Annotated in this window: 18 protein-coding genes; 8 read left to right on the top strand and 10 right to left on the bottom strand. The window is 42.7% G+C overall.

The window, feature by feature from the left end:
* Window positions 1–3: 3 nt before the first annotated feature.
* Both aroC and I5907_RS00350 read left to right on the top strand, forming a co-directional pair.
* Window positions 4–1,080 carry a chorismate synthase gene (gene aroC, locus I5907_RS00355; protein ID WP_196988768.1) on the top strand — a complete coding sequence of 359 codons (1,077 nt, stop codon included), beginning with the start codon at window positions 4–6 and terminating at the stop codon, window positions 1,078–1,080.
* 150 nt (window positions 1,081–1,230) lie between these two features.
* Window positions 1,231–1,536: a DUF952 domain-containing protein gene (locus tag I5907_RS00350; RefSeq protein ID WP_196988767.1), complete on the top strand. Its 306-nt coding sequence runs from the start codon at window positions 1,231–1,233 to the stop codon at window positions 1,534–1,536.
* Between the two features lie 3 nt (window positions 1,537–1,539).
* Here the strand turns inward: I5907_RS00350 and I5907_RS00345 are convergent, their stop codons facing one another.
* Window positions 1,540–2,367: an SGNH/GDSL hydrolase family protein gene (locus I5907_RS00345; RefSeq protein WP_196988766.1), complete on the bottom strand. Its 828-nt coding sequence runs from the start codon at window positions 2,365–2,367 to the stop codon at window positions 1,540–1,542.
* Window positions 2,368–2,549: 182 nt separating this feature from the next.
* Here I5907_RS00345 and I5907_RS00340 point away from each other — a divergent pair, with 182 nt between their 5' ends.
* A complete protein-coding gene (locus tag I5907_RS00340) occupies window positions 2,550–3,140 on the top strand; it encodes a hypothetical protein (protein ID WP_196988765.1) in 591 nt (196 codons plus the stop codon).
* Between the two features lie 59 nt (window positions 3,141–3,199).
* On the opposite strand, the gene I5907_RS00335 is transcribed toward I5907_RS00340, so the two are convergent.
* The 7 genes from I5907_RS00335 to I5907_RS00310 all read right to left on the bottom strand — a co-directional run bounded on the left by I5907_RS00335 (window position 3,200) and on the right by I5907_RS00310 (window position 9,503).
* A complete protein-coding gene (locus I5907_RS00335; protein WP_196988764.1) occupies window positions 3,200–4,102 on the bottom strand; it encodes an aminotransferase class IV in 903 nt (300 codons plus the stop codon).
* A gap of 2 nt (window positions 4,103–4,104) precedes the next feature.
* Window positions 4,105–4,734 carry a sulfotransferase-like domain-containing protein gene (locus I5907_RS00330; protein ID WP_196988763.1) on the bottom strand — a complete coding sequence of 210 codons (630 nt, stop codon included), beginning with the start codon at window positions 4,732–4,734 and terminating at the stop codon, window positions 4,105–4,107.
* The gene (locus tag I5907_RS21975; RefSeq protein WP_428842554.1) at window positions 4,670–4,828 is read right to left on the bottom strand and encodes a sulfotransferase-like domain-containing protein; all 159 of its coding nucleotides are present in this window, start codon (window positions 4,826–4,828) and stop codon (window positions 4,670–4,672) included. The genes I5907_RS00330 and I5907_RS21975 overlap by 65 nt, the downstream gene beginning before the upstream one ends.
* Before the next feature lies 1 nt (window position 4,829).
* Window positions 4,830–5,747, bottom strand: coding sequence for a sugar phosphate isomerase/epimerase family protein (locus tag I5907_RS00325; protein ID WP_196988762.1), 918 nt, complete (start codon window positions 5,745–5,747; stop codon window positions 4,830–4,832).
* 256 nt (window positions 5,748–6,003) lie between these two features.
* Window positions 6,004–6,765, bottom strand: a complete 762-nt coding sequence (deoC, locus tag I5907_RS00320; RefSeq protein WP_196988761.1) for a deoxyribose-phosphate aldolase — start codon at window positions 6,763–6,765, stop codon at window positions 6,004–6,006.
* A gap of 25 nt (window positions 6,766–6,790) precedes the next feature.
* The gene (locus tag I5907_RS00315; protein WP_196988760.1) at window positions 6,791–8,056 is read right to left on the bottom strand and encodes a tetratricopeptide repeat protein; all 1,266 of its coding nucleotides are present in this window, start codon (window positions 8,054–8,056) and stop codon (window positions 6,791–6,793) included.
* A 121-nt stretch (window positions 8,057–8,177) separates the two neighbouring features.
* Window positions 8,178–9,503 (bottom strand): AAA family ATPase, encoded by a 1,326-nt coding sequence (locus I5907_RS00310; RefSeq protein WP_196988759.1) that lies wholly within the window; start codon window positions 9,501–9,503, stop codon window positions 8,178–8,180.
* Between the two features lie 244 nt (window positions 9,504–9,747).
* Here I5907_RS00310 and ppsA point away from each other — a divergent pair, with 244 nt between their 5' ends.
* A complete protein-coding gene (gene ppsA / locus I5907_RS00305; RefSeq protein ID WP_196988758.1) occupies window positions 9,748–12,132 on the top strand; it encodes a phosphoenolpyruvate synthase in 2,385 nt (794 codons plus the stop codon).
* A gap of 186 nt (window positions 12,133–12,318) precedes the next feature.
* Window positions 12,319–14,823 carry a cation-translocating P-type ATPase gene (locus tag I5907_RS00300; RefSeq protein WP_196988757.1) on the top strand — a complete coding sequence of 835 codons (2,505 nt, stop codon included), beginning with the start codon at window positions 12,319–12,321 and terminating at the stop codon, window positions 14,821–14,823.
* 56 nt (window positions 14,824–14,879) lie between these two features.
* Here I5907_RS00300 and I5907_RS00295 read toward each other — a convergent pair whose 3' ends face one another.
* Window positions 14,880–15,320 (bottom strand): Hsp20/alpha crystallin family protein, encoded by a 441-nt coding sequence (locus I5907_RS00295; protein ID WP_196988756.1) that lies wholly within the window; start codon window positions 15,318–15,320, stop codon window positions 14,880–14,882.
* Between the two features lie 326 nt (window positions 15,321–15,646).
* Here I5907_RS00295 and I5907_RS00290 point away from each other — a divergent pair, with 326 nt between their 5' ends.
* On the top strand, window positions 15,647–16,399 hold the full coding sequence (locus I5907_RS00290) for an SDR family NAD(P)-dependent oxidoreductase (protein ID WP_196988755.1): 753 nt from the start codon (window positions 15,647–15,649) through the stop codon (window positions 16,397–16,399).
* 233 nt (window positions 16,400–16,632) lie between these two features.
* Here the strand turns inward: I5907_RS00290 and I5907_RS00285 are convergent, their stop codons facing one another.
* Window positions 16,633–16,797: a DUF2158 domain-containing protein gene (locus tag I5907_RS00285; RefSeq protein WP_196988754.1), complete on the bottom strand. Its 165-nt coding sequence runs from the start codon at window positions 16,795–16,797 to the stop codon at window positions 16,633–16,635.
* 53 nt (window positions 16,798–16,850) lie between these two features.
* Here I5907_RS00285 and I5907_RS00280 point away from each other — a divergent pair, with 53 nt between their 5' ends.
* Both I5907_RS00280 and I5907_RS00275 read left to right on the top strand, forming a co-directional pair.
* The gene (locus tag I5907_RS00280) at window positions 16,851–17,777 is read left to right on the top strand and encodes an IS1595 family transposase (protein WP_196988753.1); all 927 of its coding nucleotides are present in this window, start codon (window positions 16,851–16,853) and stop codon (window positions 17,775–17,777) included.
* 185 nt (window positions 17,778–17,962) lie between these two features.
* Window positions 17,963–18,595, top strand: a complete 633-nt coding sequence (locus I5907_RS00275; RefSeq protein WP_196988752.1) for an NYN domain-containing protein — start codon at window positions 17,963–17,965, stop codon at window positions 18,593–18,595.
* Window positions 18,596–18,639: the final 44 nt, after the last annotated feature.

The following is an 18,639-nucleotide window of genomic DNA, read 5'->3' as shown; positions in this document are numbered from 1 at the left end:
ACCTTGAATAGTTTCGGTCGCATTTTTCGTGTACATATTTTCGGAGAATCTCATGGCGAATCAGTAGGAATCGTTATTGACGGCGTGCCTGCCGGTTTACCCATTGCCACAGATGATTTAATGCCCGACCTGGAACGCAGGAAAGGCGGTAAACAAAAAGGTACCACACCGCGCCAGGAAGCCGATTACCCGTTTTTCAAAAGTGGTGTATTCAATGATAAAGCCACCGGAGCACCCATTACGATTTTTTTTGAGAACAATAATACACGCAGTGGCGATTATGAAAAGCAGAGAAGCTTTCCTCGTCCCGGTCATGCAGATTTTGTAGCACACCAAAAATTTGGCGGCAACGAAGATTTTCGCGGTGGCGGCCACTTTAGTGCGAGGCTCACCACAGGTCTTGTAGCTGCAGGCGCCATTGCGAAGAAGATGTTATTGCACTTTACTTCTAACCCCTCTCCAAACGAGAGGGATACAGCACCCCGCCCCGGTTACAGTCTGAATGAGGTAAGCAATGCGGGTATCACCATTGCTGCGGCTGTTACAGCAATCGGTGGCGAAGCTGATCTTGAAAAAGGATTACAAAAAGCCATTGATGCCAAAGATTCTGTTGGTGGCCTGGTAGAGTGTATCGTTAACGGCTTGCCTGCCGGGCTTGGTGAACCGTTTTTCGACTCAGTTGAATCGCACCTTGCGCACATGATGTTTGCTATACCTGCAGTTAAAGGCGTAGAATTTGGAACCGGCTTCGCAGCGGCGAAAATGTTTGGTTCGCAACATAATGATGCCATTGAAGATATGTCAGGTAAAACCGCTACAAACCATGCGGGTGGTATTGTTGGTGGCATTACAAATGGCAACCAGCTGGTGTTTCGGCTGGCCATTAAACCAACTGCGTCTACACCCAAACAACAGCATAGCCTCAACTGGGAAACCGGCCAGATGGAAGATTTTGCTATCAAAGGCCGTCACGATCTTTGTGTGGCATTGCGGGCACCGGTTATTGTAGAAGCCGCGGCAGCAATAGCACTGGCCGATCTTATGATGCTCGAACAACGTTTTCCCCGCGTGTGGCAGTAAGTTTATGAGCCCGGCATTTGTATTTCAATGAGGCATCGTTGCGTCGCACTCTTGTACTGTAAATCTTTATGCAGCACTCCGGCGCAAATCTCCGCATACTTTATTCAACAGCCGCTATGGCCATATTGAAACCATTGTAAATATGCGCTTATGAATAATATCATTTACCATATAACCACGAATGAGCAATGGCAGCTGGCATTGCAGCAAAATTTCTACGAGGCTGAGTCTGTAGCAACAGAAGGTTTTATGCACTGCAGTACCGGGCAGCAGGTAAGCGGTGTACTGCACAGGTATTTTAAAGACAAGGCAGGGCTGGTTAAGCTTACCATCGATACAACCAAACTCTTATCAGGATTGCAATATGATTATTCACCATCGGTTAATGAATTGTTTCCGCATATTTACGGCAGGCTAAACCTGGATGCTGTGTTGCATGTTGAAGCTTTGCAGTGATGATCACTTGAGATTGTTCATTTCCTTTACAAGCATAGAGGCTATTACTGCATAGCCTTTGTCCGATGGATGCAAACCATCATAAGTCATATCAGCAGCCTCTGCCGGGTATGGGTAATCATCGTGTTGGGGATCAAACGATATTCCGATGTAACCAGGAAATGTAAAGTTTTTATACACGCCGGTTTGCGGGTCTTTTAGCCGTTTAAATTTTACCACGTTATCCAGCGTAATGCCGCTTTTGTTGTAAAGATCTACCACAACGGTTTTTTCTTCTTTTGCTATGGTAATTACGGCTGCCGCAAACTGTGCCAGCGACTGACCGTTTTTCTCTTTGTATGAGCCGTATGCGTTGTTGGTATAACCGTTAATATATATAAAGTCTCCACGTTGCATTGGTGTAATAAGGATAATTTTTGCATTGTCGTTGAGGCTGTGTAGTTTATCAATAATGATCCTGAAGGAACCATATACTGTTTTATTGCCGGTATTTTGCCTGTAATCGTTGATGGTGCCAAGTGGTCTTCCCTGCCACCAGTCATTGGTACCCAGAAAGACAGAATACACGTCAGCTTTAGTTAGGCCAAGTGTATTGATGGCATCTGCAATGTTGCCTGATGTCCAGCCATTGTAACCTTTATTTATGTAATGTATACCGGGCAGGCTTTCACTTACCATGGTCATGTATCCTTTGGTAATGCGGTTACCGGCTTCGGCGGGATGGTCATTCAGGTACGTAATAGAATCGCCGATGGCAACCCATGTAATATCTTTTTGTTTGAATGAAAACACAACCAGTAGCACCGTTATAATTATGCACGTTTTTTTCATCTGCTGATTTTATGGCTAAGTTGCTGTTTTTTATAAAGCATCCATACGTAAATAAAGCGTTCACGTAAGCAGATGCCCCATATGTTGCATGGTAAAGATACCTGCGAAGATTGTACCGGAGTTGTTGCATAAAGTGATACAGCTGAAGAGTGCGACGCAAGGAACGATGAGTGATGAAATTTTTGCCGGTAACATTATCTTTATACCTGCGCACACCAACGGGTGATGTAACAAAAGGTTCTAAAACTATGAATATTGCAGAAAGATTGCTGGAAGACAAAGTGTATAGCAAGGCGGGCATTCTTGCAGTAGCGAAGTATGCATGTACATCAGCAGAGCGTTTCGAAGCATTGATGCAATGCTTTCTTTCCGGTGATTACAGGCTTGCACAACGTGCTGCCTGGTGCCTGAGCTGGGCAGCCAAAATGAAAAGAGGTATGATTGTGCCGCATGTGCCTACGCTTGTAGCGCAGCTTGAAAGAAAAGATGTACACTTTGCGGTGCTGCGCAATAGTATGCGTATTCTGGAAATGATCAACATACCCGAAGCGTTGCACGGAGATGTGATGAATGCATGTTTTGGATTTATTGAAGATTATGAAACGCCTGCTGCCATTAAAGCCTTTTCTCTTACTACGTTGTTTAACCTTGCAAAATACTACCCGGAAATAAAACCTGAGTTGAAGTTGCTGATAGAAGACCGGTTTGATAATGAGTCAGCCGCATTTAAAAGCAGGGCGAAAAAGATTTTGCAGGCACTTAACCAGGCTTAACGATTATGATAAAGTGATTGGTTGAAAGGTGTTGACATTTCAACCAATCAAGGTTTTTCCTATTCAACTGGTTCGCCCTGTGTTGCGGTTAACTGTTTAAATGATGCGTATAAAGTTTCTCTTACGTGTGAGCCGGTTTTATGCTCGATAGTTCTCCCGTCAATTTCGTAAACCGGTGTAAGTTCTCCCATGGTGCCTGTGATAAATACTTCATCGGCATTGTAAAATTCACCGATAGTAATATTTCGCTCCGTGCATGGGATATTTAATTCGCCGGCAAGACGGATTGTAGTTTCGCGTGTTATACCCGGTAAACATGCATCTGCATGTGGCGTAAGCAATTTACCATTTTTAACCATAAAGATGTTGCAGTCGTTTGTTTCTGAAACAAAGCCCAGGTTATCGAGCATGATGGCTGCATCGGCGCCGCAATAGTTGGCTTCTATTTTAGCCAGGATATTGTTTAGCAGGTTATTGTGGTGAATTTTAGAATCGAGATGCATGGGCGAGTTGCGGCGCACATGAGAAGTTACAAGCTTAATGCCTTTGTCATTGTTGAAAACGGGTGGTTTAAATTCTGCCAGCACAATGAGGCACGATCCTTTTTGGTTGAGCCTTGGGTCCATACCCGATGTAACTTTCTCACCTCTTGTAAGCGTAAGCCTGATATGTGTATCTGTAAACATGCCATTGGCTTTAAGCGTTTGTTTGATGGCATCCTTTATAAATGCTTTGGTGGGTATATCGGCAAAGGCAAGTGTTTTGGCAGATGCATGCAGGCGGTCAAGATGTTTGTCGAGGTGAAATATTTTTCCGTCATACACACGAAGGCCTTCCCACACGGCGTCTCCGCCCTGCACAGAACTGTCGAATACAGAAACCTTAGCTTCGTTGCGGTGGTACAAACCGTCTTTTACAAATATTTTGATGTGCTCATTTTTTGGATTGTATGGCTGTAACATGCTTATGCTTTTATTGAATGTTGAAATAGCTGGTCGTAATAAGTTTTGCTTTCCTGGTACAATGGTTCAAGATAGGCGGGTAGGGGCCTGCTGCTGGTAGCCTGTTTTTCAAAACCTGTAGACCGGTGAACATTGGCATACCAGTACTTTGCCCACACACCATCTGCTGGTTTTGGGCCTGTGGGCCAGTGCAGCATGGCTTTATCAAAAGGAATATCAATGGCTGTACATAGTGTGCTCAATACCTGTTCGGGTGCTTTGAGAATTTCATTTGAATCAAGTACAGTGCAGTGCTGGTTGTTGCCTGTAAGCTGTTGGTATAATTCCCACTGTTTGGCAATTCCGATATCCTGCATGGTAACATCTGGCCGTACCTGTGCATAAGAGCTGATGATTTGTTTGGGATCTCTTATGAAAAGAATATTTTTCATCTGCTGTAAAAAGTCTTCGTTCAATGCCACCAGGTGATGCGTCATTTGTTTGAAAAAGGCAACCGGCTTATCAAACGCGCCAAGCATCAGTTCCTGCACTACTTTGTTGCCATCGTTTTCCTGAGATGCAAGTATTTCATTTTGGCCGGGGTGTTCTACACCTGTTACACGCAGGGTAATGTGCGTACAATGGCTCGTCAAAAACAATAGTATCTGCGCGCCGGCCAAATGAGTACATCATAGCAGTTGATATATTTCTCGGGCTGCTCCACAAACAAATGCGTGTTGTATTCATGCTATGCTAAAAATTGTGACAGGTAATTTCTTGCCGTTAGGATGGCTGTCTGAATGTTTTCTGCAGAGCCTTCGTAGGCTTTGTCTTCTACTTCTATGCAAATGGGTCCGCTGTAGCGGATGTCTGTAAGCGCAGTAAAAAAATGGTTCCAGTTCACATCTCCCAAACCGGGTAGTTTAGGGGAGTGGTATTCCAGCGGGTGCGCAAGTATGCCTACTTTATCCAGTTTGTTTTTATACAGCTTTGCATCTTTAAGGTGTATATGATGTATGCGGTCTTTGAAATCGTACATGGGTTGTATGGCATCCATCTGCTGCCATATCATGTGCGAAGGATCATAATTAAGACCAAAATTTTTTGAAGGAATTGCTTCAAACATCCTGGACCATATAGTGGGATTGATGGCAAGGTTTTTACCGCCGGGCCACTCATCTTTGGTGAAGAACATGGGGCAGTTTTCGATGCCGATGTTTATGCCAAGGTCTTCTGCATATTTGATAACAGCCGGCCAGCGTTTCAGAAATACTTTGAAGTTGTCATCGATGCTTTTTGTATGGTCCCTGCCGATAAAAGTGTTTACCACAGGTATGCCCAGCATTGCCGCAGCTTTGATGATCTTTTTAATATGATCAAGGTACACTTTGGCCTGTGCCACATCTGCTACCAGTGGGTTTGGATAGTAACCAAGTCCTGATATGTACACTTTTTTTTCCTGCAGGTATTCGTTGATGCGGATTGCTTCGTCTTTGGTGAGGCTGCCTGCATCGATATGTGTAACGCCTGCATAGCGGCGCTCTGCCTTGCCTTTGGGCCAGCACATCATTTCCACGCATTTAAACCTGTTTGCTGCAGCAAAATCTATTACTTCTGCAAAACTGTTGCCGGCAAGAATGGCGCTTACAAAACCAAGATCGAGCATTGGATAATTTTTTGTGGCGTAAATGTATTGGAAAAGTAAAAAGGAAATAGTAAAATATTAGCAGAGATAAGTATTGGTTTATTCAAATTTCAAATACATCATTGTACGATAAACAACATCAGCCCGGCCATGCCGGGCTGATGTTGTTTTGCTGATACCGTACGGGGTTGTGCCGGAACTGCTGCATAATGATCTGCTGTACAAGTGTGCGACGCAACAGCAGCCTCATGCCTGTACAAATGCCCGGTACAAAATTTTAATAACCTGTATTGTTATGTGCGCTGGCTGCAATAGTTGCTGTACTGCTTACGCCAAGGCGTTTCTTCGCATCTTCCAGCATCGTTGCAGTTGCTGTGGCGCCAATACGTGTAACGCCCAGCGCTTTTACTTTTAAGAGGTCATCTAAGGTGCGCACACCACCTGCCGCTTTAACCTGCACATGCGGGGCACTGTGTTTGCGCATTAAAATAAGATCATGCTCAGTGGCACCTTCGTAGCTGTATCTGCCATCGGTACCTTTTACAAAACCATAACCGGTAGAGGTCTTTACAAAAGCCACATTCAGCTTACTGCATATTTCGCAAAGTTTTATTTTATATTCATCGCCCGGCAGAAAATCATTTTCAAAAATAACTTTTAGTGCAGCGTTGTATTTATTTGTTACAGCAACAACTGCTGCAATTTCCTGCTCTATGTATTGCCAGTCGTTGCCCAGCACTTTACCAATGTTTACTACCATGTCTACTTCCTGTGCGCCGTCTTTACACACCTGTTCTGTTTCGTATACTTTCACATCGGTGGTGCTGTTGCCCTGCGGAAAACCAATTACCGCACATACCATTACATCACTGCCCTGCAGCCACGCCACCGCTTGTTGTATGGCGTATGGCTTTATGCATACCGATGCAACATTGTATGCTTTTGCAAGCGCACATCCCTGTTTCAGGTCTTCGTCTGTCATGGTAGGGTGCAACAAAGAATGATCGATCATTTTGGCAAGTTCGTGAACCGTATACATTATGTATGATTTGAAATAAATATAACTATTTTGTTCTAAGCGCGGTAATAGAACCGCTCCACATAAAACCAAGATATAATATGGCATATACAATGCCTGCAAACAAGGCAAACTGGTGATGCAGGAAAATGAAAATACACGCAATAAAGCACAGCAATATCAGTGCATGGGCTGTTATTTGCCTGCCAGGTCCTTTAAACCATTTTACCGGGAAGTCAACAAAGCTCAGCGGTATAGAAAGTGAACCAACCAACAGGCCCATAAAGAGATATTTTTTATCAAGGAACATACCACACGCTACCAGTACAATGCCTGCCAAAAGTGATAAGCCCACTGCTTTTGCACTGCTTTTTTCTTCGTCGGTAAGTGCAAGCCTGCCGTGTTTGGATGTAAGCAGGAAAAGATTGGCCAGCGAATTGCCCAGCCACGAAAGCAGTACAAATGCCACGTAAATAAAGACGATGCCACCGGTTACATATTTCCACCAGTCGGGCGCATCTTTACCGGTCCATGTAATAGCTCTTACCACGCCCCATACACCAAAGATCATAACAAGTCTTACGGTTCTGTTCTGGTAGTTCATCCACAGGCTGTAACGCAGTATCCACCTGTAAAAAGGAAGCTTTGATTTAAGTGCCGCTTTGTAACCTTCTTTTGCGTAATTGTTATTGGGGTTTATGCGCAGCGCTTCTGTAAAATGTTCCAGTGCCTGTTTGTATTTACCTTTTTCAAGGTAGTGCCAGCCATAGTTTGTGTGCGTGTAATCATCTTCCGGGTTTACCTGCAGTGCTTCATTAATGGTTTCATACGCTTCATCCTTTTTATTCAGCCGGAACAGCGCAGCGCTGCGTGCATTAAGGCACCCAATATCTTCCGCATTAATACTTAAACCCCGGTTGGCCGCATGCAGTGCATCTGCATACCTTCTTTCAGATGCATGAATGTTGGAGAGTAAAGAAAAATAACCGGCATTGTATGGAACGATTGCAATGGCCTGTTCCAGGAACTTTTGTGCGGGTTCAATTTCATGCTTGCGGTAATAGCAAAATGCCAGCAGGTACAAAACATAATCATCATCCGGCTGCAGCGAAAGACATTGTTTAAATAGCTTCAGTGCTTCATCAAACTGTTTGGTGTCGAGCCTGCAGTGGCCAATGATCTGCAATGCTTCCGCATCCTGCGGGTCTTGCTTAAGCACAATACCAGCCTGTATTTCCGCATCTTTATACCTGTGCTGGCTCAGCAACAATCTTGCTCTTTCTATATGTTGATTACGATGTAACTCGCTCATATTACCGGTTGAGATATTTTTTGTAGCCAGGCAGTATTGCTACTATTAAGCTGCTGTTGCGTCGCACTCTTGTACGTTCTGTTGTGAACGCAGCACTGCTCGGCCAGCGTGTATTGTACATTTACTTCTTTATATTCAGGTATTGAAGAATGTCATCGTATAAACCTGTTTCATTTGCATACAGGGCGTAGTTGCGCGCCGTGCTAAACCATTCTGCGGTAGTAGGTTTATGAACCTTGATGGCTTTCACGATGTCTTTTTGTGTTACCGGCTGCAACGATCCTTTTGCAAGTGATTCTTCCAGTTTGCTTTCAACCGCAATGTCAACTAACGCTTTCAGGTCTGCGCCGGAATAACTTTGTGTAAGTTTCGCAATCTCTCTGGTGTCTATCTTTTCGGTCGGTTTTTCTTTGATGAGTGTATCGAGGATTTCTTTCCTGCTTTCTTCATCCGGCGGTGCTACAAAAATAACCCTGTCAAACCTGCCCGGTCTTCTGAATGCGCTGTCTACACTCCATGGTGCATTTGTAGCGGCCAGTATCAGTACACCTTCATTGTTGTCTTTAACACCATCGAGTTCTGCAAGAAACTGGTTAATGATCTGCCGCATGGCGCTGGTGCGCATATCAGTTCTGCTGGCACCAAGTGCATCTACTTCATCAATAAACAGCACGCAGGGTTTATTTTTCCTGGCAGCCTGGAAAACTTCGTGCAGGTTTTTTTCACTGTTGCCCATCCACATGTCAAGAATATCGTGCAGGCCGAGCGAAATAAATCTTGCATCAATTTCACCGGCTGTTGCTTTGGCAAGGAAGGTTTTGCCGCAACCTGGAGGGCCATACATCAGAATACCACCACCTATTTTTTTGCCAAACGCTTTATACAGGTCCGGGTTTTTTAATGGCTGTATTATTTTAAGTGATATCTCGTTTTTTATTTTAGACATGCCGCCTACATCCGCAAATTTTACAGCCGGTTTCTCCATAAAAAATTTTCCGGTAGTGGCCAGTTCCTCCAGCAGGTCGTCTGCATCCATACCTGTTTCAATGCCGGTCATTCTCAAAGCTGCATCTATTTCAGCATCACGAAAATTTGGTTGCTCCGCAAGAGCCGCGGCATAAATTTCTTTTGCCTGCACTACAGAATTTTCCTTTAGCAGGCAACGTACCATTTTTATTTTACTATCAAAGTGTAATGCATGCTGTTGCTGCAGTTGCTCAAACAAAATGATTGCTGCAGAAAATTTATGTTGTTTGAAATAGATGTCTGCCAGGCCTGTCAGTGCTTTTACATTGCTGTGCTCCCGCTTTAAAATTTCTGAAAACTGCTCTGCTGCATCAGCTAACAGGTTGTTCTGTAACATCATCTCTGCCAGGTGTAAACGAAGGGGAATATTATCCGGCGAAATGTTTACTGCCTGTTTAAGCTGCTCTATAATTTCATTCATATCGTTATGCCAACTTGTTGTACAGCAAAGTAAGGAATATTGCAGATAATAATTATGTGAAGCGTTTCTGTTTTTAACGATTGGTTAGGCATTTGGATGTCAAACCTGCACCGGCAAATTCTTTTGTTGCTTCATTACCTGTGACTCTTGTCAAAAAAGCGAATGACAGGCGTCATCATTAAACACAAACTACTCAATTAACTTCAGCGAGGTATCGCTTTTCCATCAACTAAAATTTTACGTGATGAGTGTTTTTGTAAAGCGTTTTAACAACATAGCCATTACTGATGTGCCGGTAGTTGGTGGTAAGAATGCTTCGTTGGGCGAAATGTATGCAAATCTTGCTTCGAAGGGTATTAAAGTGCCAGACGGGTTTGCCACCACAGCGGAAGCATTTCAGTACTTTTTGAGCTACAATAACCTGCATAAACCTATTGGTGAGCAACTGGCACATCTGGATAAAAAACATTTCAGCAATCTTGCTGTTACGGGTTCACGAATTCGCGAACTGGTTGCCGGCGCTGCTTTGCCCGGTAACCTGATGGATGCTATTGCCGGCGCATATGCAGTGTTAGGCAACAACACTGACATTGCTGTTGCCGTAAGGAGCAGCGCAACGGCTGAAGATTTGCCACAGGCAAGCTTTGCCGGCCAGCATGAATCTTATTTGAACGTAAGCGGTAAAGGCGCACTTTTAAAAGCCGTTAAGAAATGTTTTGCCTCTCTCTATACAGACCGGGCAATCAAATACCGTGAAGACAATGGTTTTGCACATGAGAAAGTATCTCTTTCTGTCGGTGTGCAAAAAATGGTTCGGTCAGACCTTGCATCTTCAGGCGTGGTTTTTACGCTGGAACCTGAATCAGGCTTCAGGAATATTATTCATATAAGCGGTGTGTGGGGCCTTGGTGAAAACATAGTACAGGGTGCCGTAACGCCGGATGAATTTTTTGTGTTTAAGCCAACACTGCTGCAAAGGAAAAATGCCATCATAAAAAGAAAAATGGGCGCCAAGGCAAAAACAATGATCTATGGATCAAAAGTGGATGCAACGGTCGTCAATATTGACACGCCTGTCGAAAAGCGCAGACAGTTTGTACTCAATGATGATGAAGTTACAACCATTGCGGGATGGGCAAATGATATTGAAGCACACTATGGAAAACCCATGGATATAGAATGGGCAAAAGATGGCGAAACAAACGAGTTATTCATCATACAGGCAAGGCCGGAAACCGTACACTCGCAGCAGAATGCATTGGTAATAAAAGAATACAGGATTTTAACAAAAGGCAAACTGCTGGCGCAGGGCGAGGCAATTGGTTCAAAACTGGCTACAGGTGTAGCGAGAATTTTAAAAGACCCTGCTGAGGCTTATAAATTGAACGAAGGTGAAATTGTTATAACCGACACAACCAGCCCTGACTGGGATCCTGTTTTGAAAAAAGCGGCTGCTATTGTTACAGATAAGGGCGGCAGAACGAGCCATGCTTCTATTGTTGCGAGGGAACTCGGTGTGCCCGCTGTGGTGGGTTGTGCAGGTGCCACAGCCTGTATTAAAGATGGGGCTTTGATCACCGTATCCTGTTGTGAAGGTGAAACAGGATTTATATATGAGGGCGCGGCCACCTTTGAAGAGTCATTACTCGATTTTACCAATGTGCGTAAACCGGTTCATACAAAGGTGATGCTGATACTGGCAGATCCGGATAAGGCTTTTAAATTATCTTTTTACCCCAATGATGGCGTGGGGCTGCTGCGTATTGAATTTATAATCACGCATGCCATACAGGTACACCCTATGGCGCTTGCGAGGTATAATGACCTGCAAGACGATGCATTGAAGAAGGCGATCGATGCCATTACTGATGGTTATGCAGACAAGCAGCAGTTCTTCATTGATAAACTTGCCGAAGGCGTTGCCACTATTGCCGCTGCTTTTTACCCTAAAGAGGTTATTGTACGTATGAGTGATTTCAAGACGAACGAATATGCCAATCTTATAGGAGGTAAATATTTCGAACCGGCAGAAGAAAATCCAATGCTTGGTTTTCGTGGCGCATCAAGGTATTATAACGACCTCTACAAAGATGGTTTTGCCATGGAATGTGCAGCCATCAAAAAAGTGCGGGATGAAATGGGATTTACCAATGTGAAAGTAATGATACCATTTTGCCGAACCATTGATGAAGGCCGCAAGGTGTTGGGTGTAATGAAGCAGCATGGACTTGCGCAACACGTAAATAGCCTGCAGGTATATGTAATGGCAGAAATACCGGCCAATATTATTCTTGCTACCGGGTTTGCAGCAATATTTGATGGGTTCTCTATAGGCTCAAATGATCTGACACAGCTTACGCTGGGCATAGACAGAGATTCAGCCATTATCAGCGATTTATTCAGTGAGGAAAATGAAGCAGTAAAGGAAATGATTGCGATGATGATATCTAAAGCAAAAACTGCGGGATCGAAGGTGGGGTTGTGCGGCCAGGCACCCAGCGATTTTCCTGCATTTGCAGGCTTTCTCGTGGAGCATGGTATAGACAGCATATCCTTCAATCCTGATGCGCTATTAAAGGGAACAGAGAATATTTTAAAAGCGGAAGGATTACTGATGGTTACCCATTAGTATGAATACCTGTGGAATGTACCGGTGCATTGGTATATCTGTCATACTGAACAACCTTGCATATGCAATATCGCTGTTGCCAGTAGTAATGCAGTACAAGTGAGTGACACAACCAAAGATGCCATAACATACCATAGTTGGTAAACAAATTTTTTATGGTTTACTTGTGCATAAATACCAGCGAACATGGCAGAACAAACACTGGCAACAAATCAGCTACAGGGCCTAAACACAGCAGATATTGCCAACCTGCAGAAAAAGCATGGTAAAAATGTGTTTAAGAAAGATGGTTCCTATAATTTCCTGCGCATTGTTGTTGAAACGGTAAAGGAACCGATGTTTATACTGCTTGCCGTAGCATGCTTCCTGTATTTTTTACTGGGCGAAATCAGCGAAGGCATTATGATGCTGGTGGCTATTAGCATTGTGTCTGCTATTTCATTGTACCAGGAAGTGAAAAGCAGCAAAGCACTTGAAGCACTTAAGTCATTTGCTGAACCGCTTGTTGAAGTTATCCGTTCCGGCAAACAGGAAACCATAGCTGCCGAAGAGCTGGTGCCAGGCGATGTGATGCTGCTTGCAGAGGGCATGAATGTGCCGGCCGACGCAAGAGTGGTGGAGCAGAATGACCTTAGTGTAAACGAATCTGTGCTTACCGGCGAATCGGTACCGGTAACCAAAACGCCTGGCAGCGATGAGGATAGCCTGTTTCAGGGCACTACAATCAATAGCGGTAAGTGTGTTGCTGTTGTTACCGCTACTGGCAACAATACCGCACTTGGCAAACTGGGTAAAATGATAGCTGAATATGCGCCGCCCAAAACATTGCTGCAACAACAGATCAATACATTTGTAAAAAGACTTGCTTTTTTCGGGCTTATTGCATTCGCCATTATTTTTCTTGTTAATTACCTGCATTACCGGGAGTGGACTGCAAGCCTGTTGTTTGCGTTAACACTTGCCATGTCTGCATTGCCCGAAGAAATTCCTGTAGCATTTTCTTCTTTTATGGCGCTGGGTGCTTTTAAAATGAGTAAGCTGGGCATTATTTCCCGCCAGCCTGCAGTAGTGGAAAACCTGGGTGCCGTAACCGTGTTGTGCTTTGATAAAACAGGTACACTTACAGAAAACAGGATGCAGGTAAAAGTATTGTACGATTATAAAACCGCAACAGATATAGCGTTTGGCGAAGGCACTGCCAACGGTAAAAATATTTTATTGTATGGTGCACTGGCAAGTGAAAAGGACCCTTTCGATGCAATGGAGCAAGCTATCTGGCAGGCTTATGCAATGGCCGGCAGCGAACAGGATGCAGCGGCAATGAACATGGTAAATGAATTTCCGCTGGAAGGACAGCCACCAATGATGACACATGTATACGCAAACGGGCAGGCAAAAATGGTGGCGGGTAAAGGCGCTGCAGAACGAATTGTGAATGCCTGTAAACTTACCATAGCAGAGCAATCTGCTATACTGGGTAAAGTAAAGGCGTTGGCGTTACAAGGATACCGTGTAATTGGTGTGGCCAGCGCTGTGTATAACAACGATGCGCCAATGCCTTTGCGGCAGGATGATTTTGACTGGCAATTCGAGGGCCTTATTGCGTTATTTGATCCACCAAAGCAAAACGCCGCGGCTATTTTGCAGCAGTTTTACCAGGCTGGTATTCAGGTAAAACTGATTACCGGCGACTACCCCGAAACTGCCATGAATATTGCGCAGCAGGTTGGCATCAATGGCACACATACTTTTCTTACCGGTGCACTGGTGCAGGATATGGAAGAGTATGTATTGCGTGAAAAAATTAAAGATGTGCAGGTATTTGCACGCATGTTTCCTGAAGCCAAATTAAAAGTGGTGAATGCTTTAAAGGCAAACGGAGATATTGTGGCCATGACCGGCGACGGCGTAAACGATGGACCGGCGCTGCGTTCATCAAACATTGGCATTGCCATGGGCAAAAAAGGAACCGAGCTTGCAAAAGAGGCAGCCGATCTTATTCTTACAGATGATAACCTGGAAAAAATTACGTTCGCAATAAAAGAAGGCCGTAAGATCTTCAATAACCTCAGGAAGGCTGTGCGCTATATTATCTCCATTCATGTACCCATAATACTTACCGCATCTTTGCCCGTGGTGTTTGGCTGGCAGTATCCAAACATATTTACGCCCATCCATGTAATTTTTATGGAGCTCATTATGGGCCCAACCTGCTCTATCTTTTTTGAGCGTGAACCGGTAGAAGCAAACATTATGCAGCAGCCACCCCGTGCAAAAAGTAACAGGCTTTTTAACGGTGCAGAATTAATGGTAAGTGTATTGCAGGGCCTGGTAATTGCTGCCGGTGCATTGTGTGTGTACTATTTTGCCATGCACCGTGGCGAAACGCTGGAATATACGCGTACCATGGTTTTTACCACACTCGTTATCAGTAACCTGCTGCTTACTTTCGGGAACAGGTCTTTTACCCAAAGCATTATCGTTACCAGCCGCTATGCCAATAACCTTGCATTGCCTGTATTTGCTGTGTCGGCGGCCTTTTTACTGTGTATGCATTTTGTTCAGCCGGTGCAGCATTTGTTTAAACTTACCGCCATCTCAGGCACTGCTTTTTTTACCTGCCTGTTAGTTGCAGTAGTCGCGGTACTGTGGTTTGAAGTATACAAATACTTTACCGGTACAAAAAAATAAAATGCTCCCTGGAAAGGGAGCATTTACCATTGTGACATATTCAGAAACAAACTTTCCTATTGAACAGCTATCTGTTTAGCATTTACCAGCTTTGCCTGTTCCCTGCATGGTAAAGAAATCTTCAGCACACCGTCTTCATAACGAGCGGTAATCTTTTCCATATTCACTTCTTCCGGTAGTGTAAAACTCCTGCTAAACGAAGCATAATTGTATTCTCTGCGGTTAAACTTTTTGCCCTTTTCTTCTTTATTCTCTTCTTTTTCGCTGCTTATGGTAAGCATGTTGCCGCTTACATCAATTTTAAAATCTTCTTTCTTCAGGCCGGGTGCAGCAAGCGATACAATGTATTCATCCGGTGCTTCTGTAATGTTTACAGCCGGTAGATTGAAGGCACGGTTGGCCATGCCGTTATCAAACCATGCATTCCATGGTTTAAAGAATTCATCAAATATTGATGGCATTCTTTCATTGAGTTTAGCTAATGCCTGGGTTGCCATAATATCCTCCTTTGTTTATGTGTTTTAAATGTCATATCAAATATAATATTGGTCAAAAGCGTAAAACAATATCAGTGGTCATACCGGCGTGTGAGGTTGGTCATGTTGATCATTGTGAGCCCGGCTGCAGTACTGCATCCGGGCATCCGTTGCGTCGCACTCTTGTACTGTAAAGCTTTACGCAACAGTTCCGGGTGCCACAGCATCTGTTATTAGCAGGCTTGTTATTCCCGGTTATATTGCTTTAGCTGATATTCATCAGCATCTTGGCCGGAAGGTGTTGGTACCTTTAATGCTTAAACAAGTTGTGGTATCAACTATTCAGTATGGAAAACATTTTTAATGGTAAAGTAGCAGTCGTAACCGGCGCCGGTTCCGGCATAGGAGAGGCGGCGGCGGTATTGTATGCCAGGTATGGCGCTAAAGTGATTGTATCAGACATACAGGAAGCCGGTGGCACAGCAACTGTGGCCGCAATTGAAGCAGCAGGAGGGCAGGCTCATTTTATACAGGCAGATGTAAGTGATGCGGCAGCATGCGAAATGCTGATCAGGAAATCCGCAGAAAAGTACGGCGCGGTGGATATAGCGTTCAATAATGCAGGCATTGGCGGAGAAATAAACCCTGTTGCAGATATGAGCCTGGAAGCATGGCATAAGGTGATCAACGTAAATCTCAACAGTGTATTTTATTGTATGAAATACGAGCTGCAGCAAATGACGAGGCAGGGTTCCGGCGTTATCGTAAATATGTCTTCCATTCTCGGTAAAGTTGCCTTTGCCAATTCAGCGGCGTATGTGGCAGCAAAGCATGGTGTGGTGGGGTTGTCTCAGAATGCAGCAGTGGAATATGCCAAACAGGGCATTCGGGTAAATGTGGTGGGCCCGGCATTTATCAATACCCCATTATTGAGTGCATTGGATGAAAATGTAAAAAAGGCACTGGTACAGATGCACCCCGCAGGAAGACTGGGCGAAGCAGGAGAAGTTGCAGAACTGGTAATATGGCTCAGCAGTGACAAAGCATCTTTTGTAACAGGAAACTATTACGCAGTTGATGGCGGTTATCTTGCGGTATAGTAAGAGAGCGCAATAAATTACCTTATTGCTACGCTTCGGTCTTCGCGTTTGCTGCTCATGATTTTACAGTACAAGAGTGCGACGCAAGGGCACTAACAACTAATAAGGGACAAGAGTTAGAAATTGAATTAGAGTTAAAAAAAATAGATGCAAAAATTCGCTGCTTAGAAATAGCATCTAAGTATTCCCTAAATGAGATGTCTTTAATTCAATTGAACGAAAAATTATTTGCCTTATTCGACTTTCGTTAAGGCATAATCAAACCACCCATTAGTTTTTATATCTGTTCCATTCCAATAGATAATAGAAACTAAATTATTCTCAATTCCACTGATTGTAAATTTTGGGCTACCCGATTTAAATACTACAACATCTCCTATTTTAAACTCATTTTTCATATTCATTTGTTTTAGATGGTCGTTTTGAAACTACAATTTAAATAATAATAACCATGTTTAAAAACTTACATGAACTTATTGCGACAATGCCCGATGATGCTACATGTAGAAAGTATTTAGCGGATTGTAGATGGCAGGATGGTAAAGCTATATGCCCTTATTGCGGTTATGGTAAGTGTTATAACATTGAAGGTGGTAAAAGATATAAATGTGGCTCATCTGCATGTTATAAGAAGTTTAGTGTAACAGTAGGGACAATATTTGAAGCGAGTAATATACCCTTAAACAAATGGTTCATGGCTTGTTATTTAGTTACAGCACATAAGAAAGGCATTAGTAGCTACCAATTAGCAAAAGATATTGGTGTAAGCCAAAAAGCAAGCTGGTTTATGATACATAGATTACGTGAAATGATGAGAGATAAAGAACCAGTTGAATTAAATAATATCTGTGAAGTAGATGAGACATACATTGGCGGCAAAATGAAGAATAAACACAAATCAATACGTAATAAAGCACACGTTGAAAATAGAAGCCATACAGAAAATAAAACTGGTGTTATGGGCTTATTAGAACGTGAAAACAAAGTAGTTTTCAAAGTTATTGATAGTAGTAAGGAAACACTAAAAGGTATGGTTAGAAAACATATCAATAAGAAAGCAACAGTTATTACTGATAGTCTTATTTCTTATAAAGGATTAGATAAAGAATATACGGCGCATGAAGTTGTAAATCACTTACAAGAAGAATTTGTAAGAGGACAATTTCATACTAATAGCGTTGAAGGTGCATTTGGTTTGCTTAAACGTGGTATTATAGGAATATACCATCAGGTAAGTATTAAACACCTTGAAAGATATTGTGATGAATTTGCATTTAGATACAATAGCAGAAAGATTAAAGACGCTGATAGATTCAAAATGTCATTAGGTCTTATAGAAGGTAGATTAGATTATAAAACACTTACAGGCAAGAAATAATATTTATATGAATTACAGTCACTTAACACATTGTTGACAATTTGTCAAATTATTGTAATTAATACACGAGATGTTTTATTATCCACATAATATGTTTATATTTGCACCCGAACACGCCCCACTATATTCTCAGTAATATAGTTCTGCTGCCTCTGGCAGCTTTTTTTATTACCTTTATTACCCATATGAAAAAGGTGATTTTCTATTTCGATGGTTTCAACTTCTACAATGGCTTAAAAGACAAATGCAAAAAAGATGCGGTTTGGAAACGATATTATTGGATTGACTTTGTAAAATTTTGCTCACAATTTTTACCAGATACCCAAGAGTTAGTAAAAGTCAAATACTTTACCGCTCCACCTCAAAACCCGTACAAACGAAGCAGACAGGCTACACTCTTCGCTGCAAACTCGCTAATTAATCAAGAAAAGTTTGAAATTATTAAAGGGAAATATATTGATAAAACTGTAGGTTGTAAAATTTGTGGTTCGCCTTTTCAAGTGCCTGAAGAAAAAAGAACTGATGTAAATATTTCTTGTCACATGTTATTAGATTGCTTTAAAAATAATGCTGATAAATTGATATTAGTTACTGCTGATAGTGATTTAATTCCCACCATTGAATGTATAAAACAAAACTTTCCCGATAAACAGTTTAAAATATATTTTCCCCCTTTTAGAACATCTATGGATTTAATTAATTTGTGCAAACCTGTTGTTTTCTTAGAAAACAATCCGAAAAAATTTGATGCCGCAATAATGGAAGATACTATAAGTAAAGACGGAAAATCTTTTACGAAACCATCTCAATGGCTTTAATTATGAAATCTAAAAAAACGAAAAAAACTAATACTAAGCAATTA

Source organism: Panacibacter microcysteis, from assembly GCF_015831355.1.
Lineage (GTDB): Bacteria > Bacteroidota > Bacteroidia > Chitinophagales > Chitinophagaceae > Panacibacter > Panacibacter microcysteis.
Note: the sequence above shows the minus strand (reverse complement) of the source record. Positions and strands in the feature narration are given on the sequence as shown.

Excerpts from the sequence above, each read along its gene's own strand:
- I5907_RS00350 (WP_196988767.1), top strand. The coding sequence starts at position 1,231 with ATGAATAATATCATTTACCATATAACCACGAATGAGCAATGGCAGCTG.
- I5907_RS00345 (WP_196988766.1), bottom strand. The coding sequence starts at position 2,367 with ATGAAAAAAACGTGCATAATTATAACGGTGCTACTGGTTGTGTTTTCA.
- I5907_RS00335 (WP_196988764.1), bottom strand. The coding sequence starts at position 4,102 with ATGTTACAGCCATACAATCCAAAAAATGAGCACATCAAAATATTTGTA.
- I5907_RS21975 (WP_428842554.1), bottom strand. The coding sequence starts at position 4,828 with ATGAATACAACACGCATTTGTTTGTGGAGCAGCCCGAGAAATATATCA.
- I5907_RS00325 (WP_196988762.1), bottom strand. The coding sequence starts at position 5,747 with ATGCTCGATCTTGGTTTTGTAAGCGCCATTCTTGCCGGCAACAGTTTT.
- deoC (WP_196988761.1), bottom strand. The coding sequence starts at position 6,765 with ATGTATACGGTTCACGAACTTGCCAAAATGATCGATCATTCTTTGTTG.
- I5907_RS00315 (WP_196988760.1), bottom strand. The coding sequence starts at position 8,056 with ATGAGCGAGTTACATCGTAATCAACATATAGAAAGAGCAAGATTGTTG.
- I5907_RS00310 (WP_196988759.1), bottom strand. The coding sequence starts at position 9,503 with ATGAATGAAATTATAGAGCAGCTTAAACAGGCAGTAAACATTTCGCCG.
- ppsA (WP_196988758.1), top strand. The coding sequence starts at position 9,748 with ATGAGTGTTTTTGTAAAGCGTTTTAACAACATAGCCATTACTGATGTG.
- I5907_RS00300 (WP_196988757.1), top strand. The coding sequence starts at position 12,319 with ATGGCAGAACAAACACTGGCAACAAATCAGCTACAGGGCCTAAACACA.
- I5907_RS00295 (WP_196988756.1), bottom strand. The coding sequence starts at position 15,320 with ATGGCAACCCAGGCATTAGCTAAACTCAATGAAAGAATGCCATCAATA.
- I5907_RS00290 (WP_196988755.1), top strand. The coding sequence starts at position 15,647 with ATGGAAAACATTTTTAATGGTAAAGTAGCAGTCGTAACCGGCGCCGGT.
- I5907_RS00285 (WP_196988754.1), bottom strand. The coding sequence starts at position 16,797 with ATGAAAAATGAGTTTAAAATAGGAGATGTTGTAGTATTTAAATCGGGT.
- I5907_RS00280 (WP_196988753.1), top strand. The coding sequence starts at position 16,851 with ATGTTTAAAAACTTACATGAACTTATTGCGACAATGCCCGATGATGCT.
- I5907_RS00275 (WP_196988752.1), top strand. The coding sequence starts at position 17,963 with ATGAAAAAGGTGATTTTCTATTTCGATGGTTTCAACTTCTACAATGGC.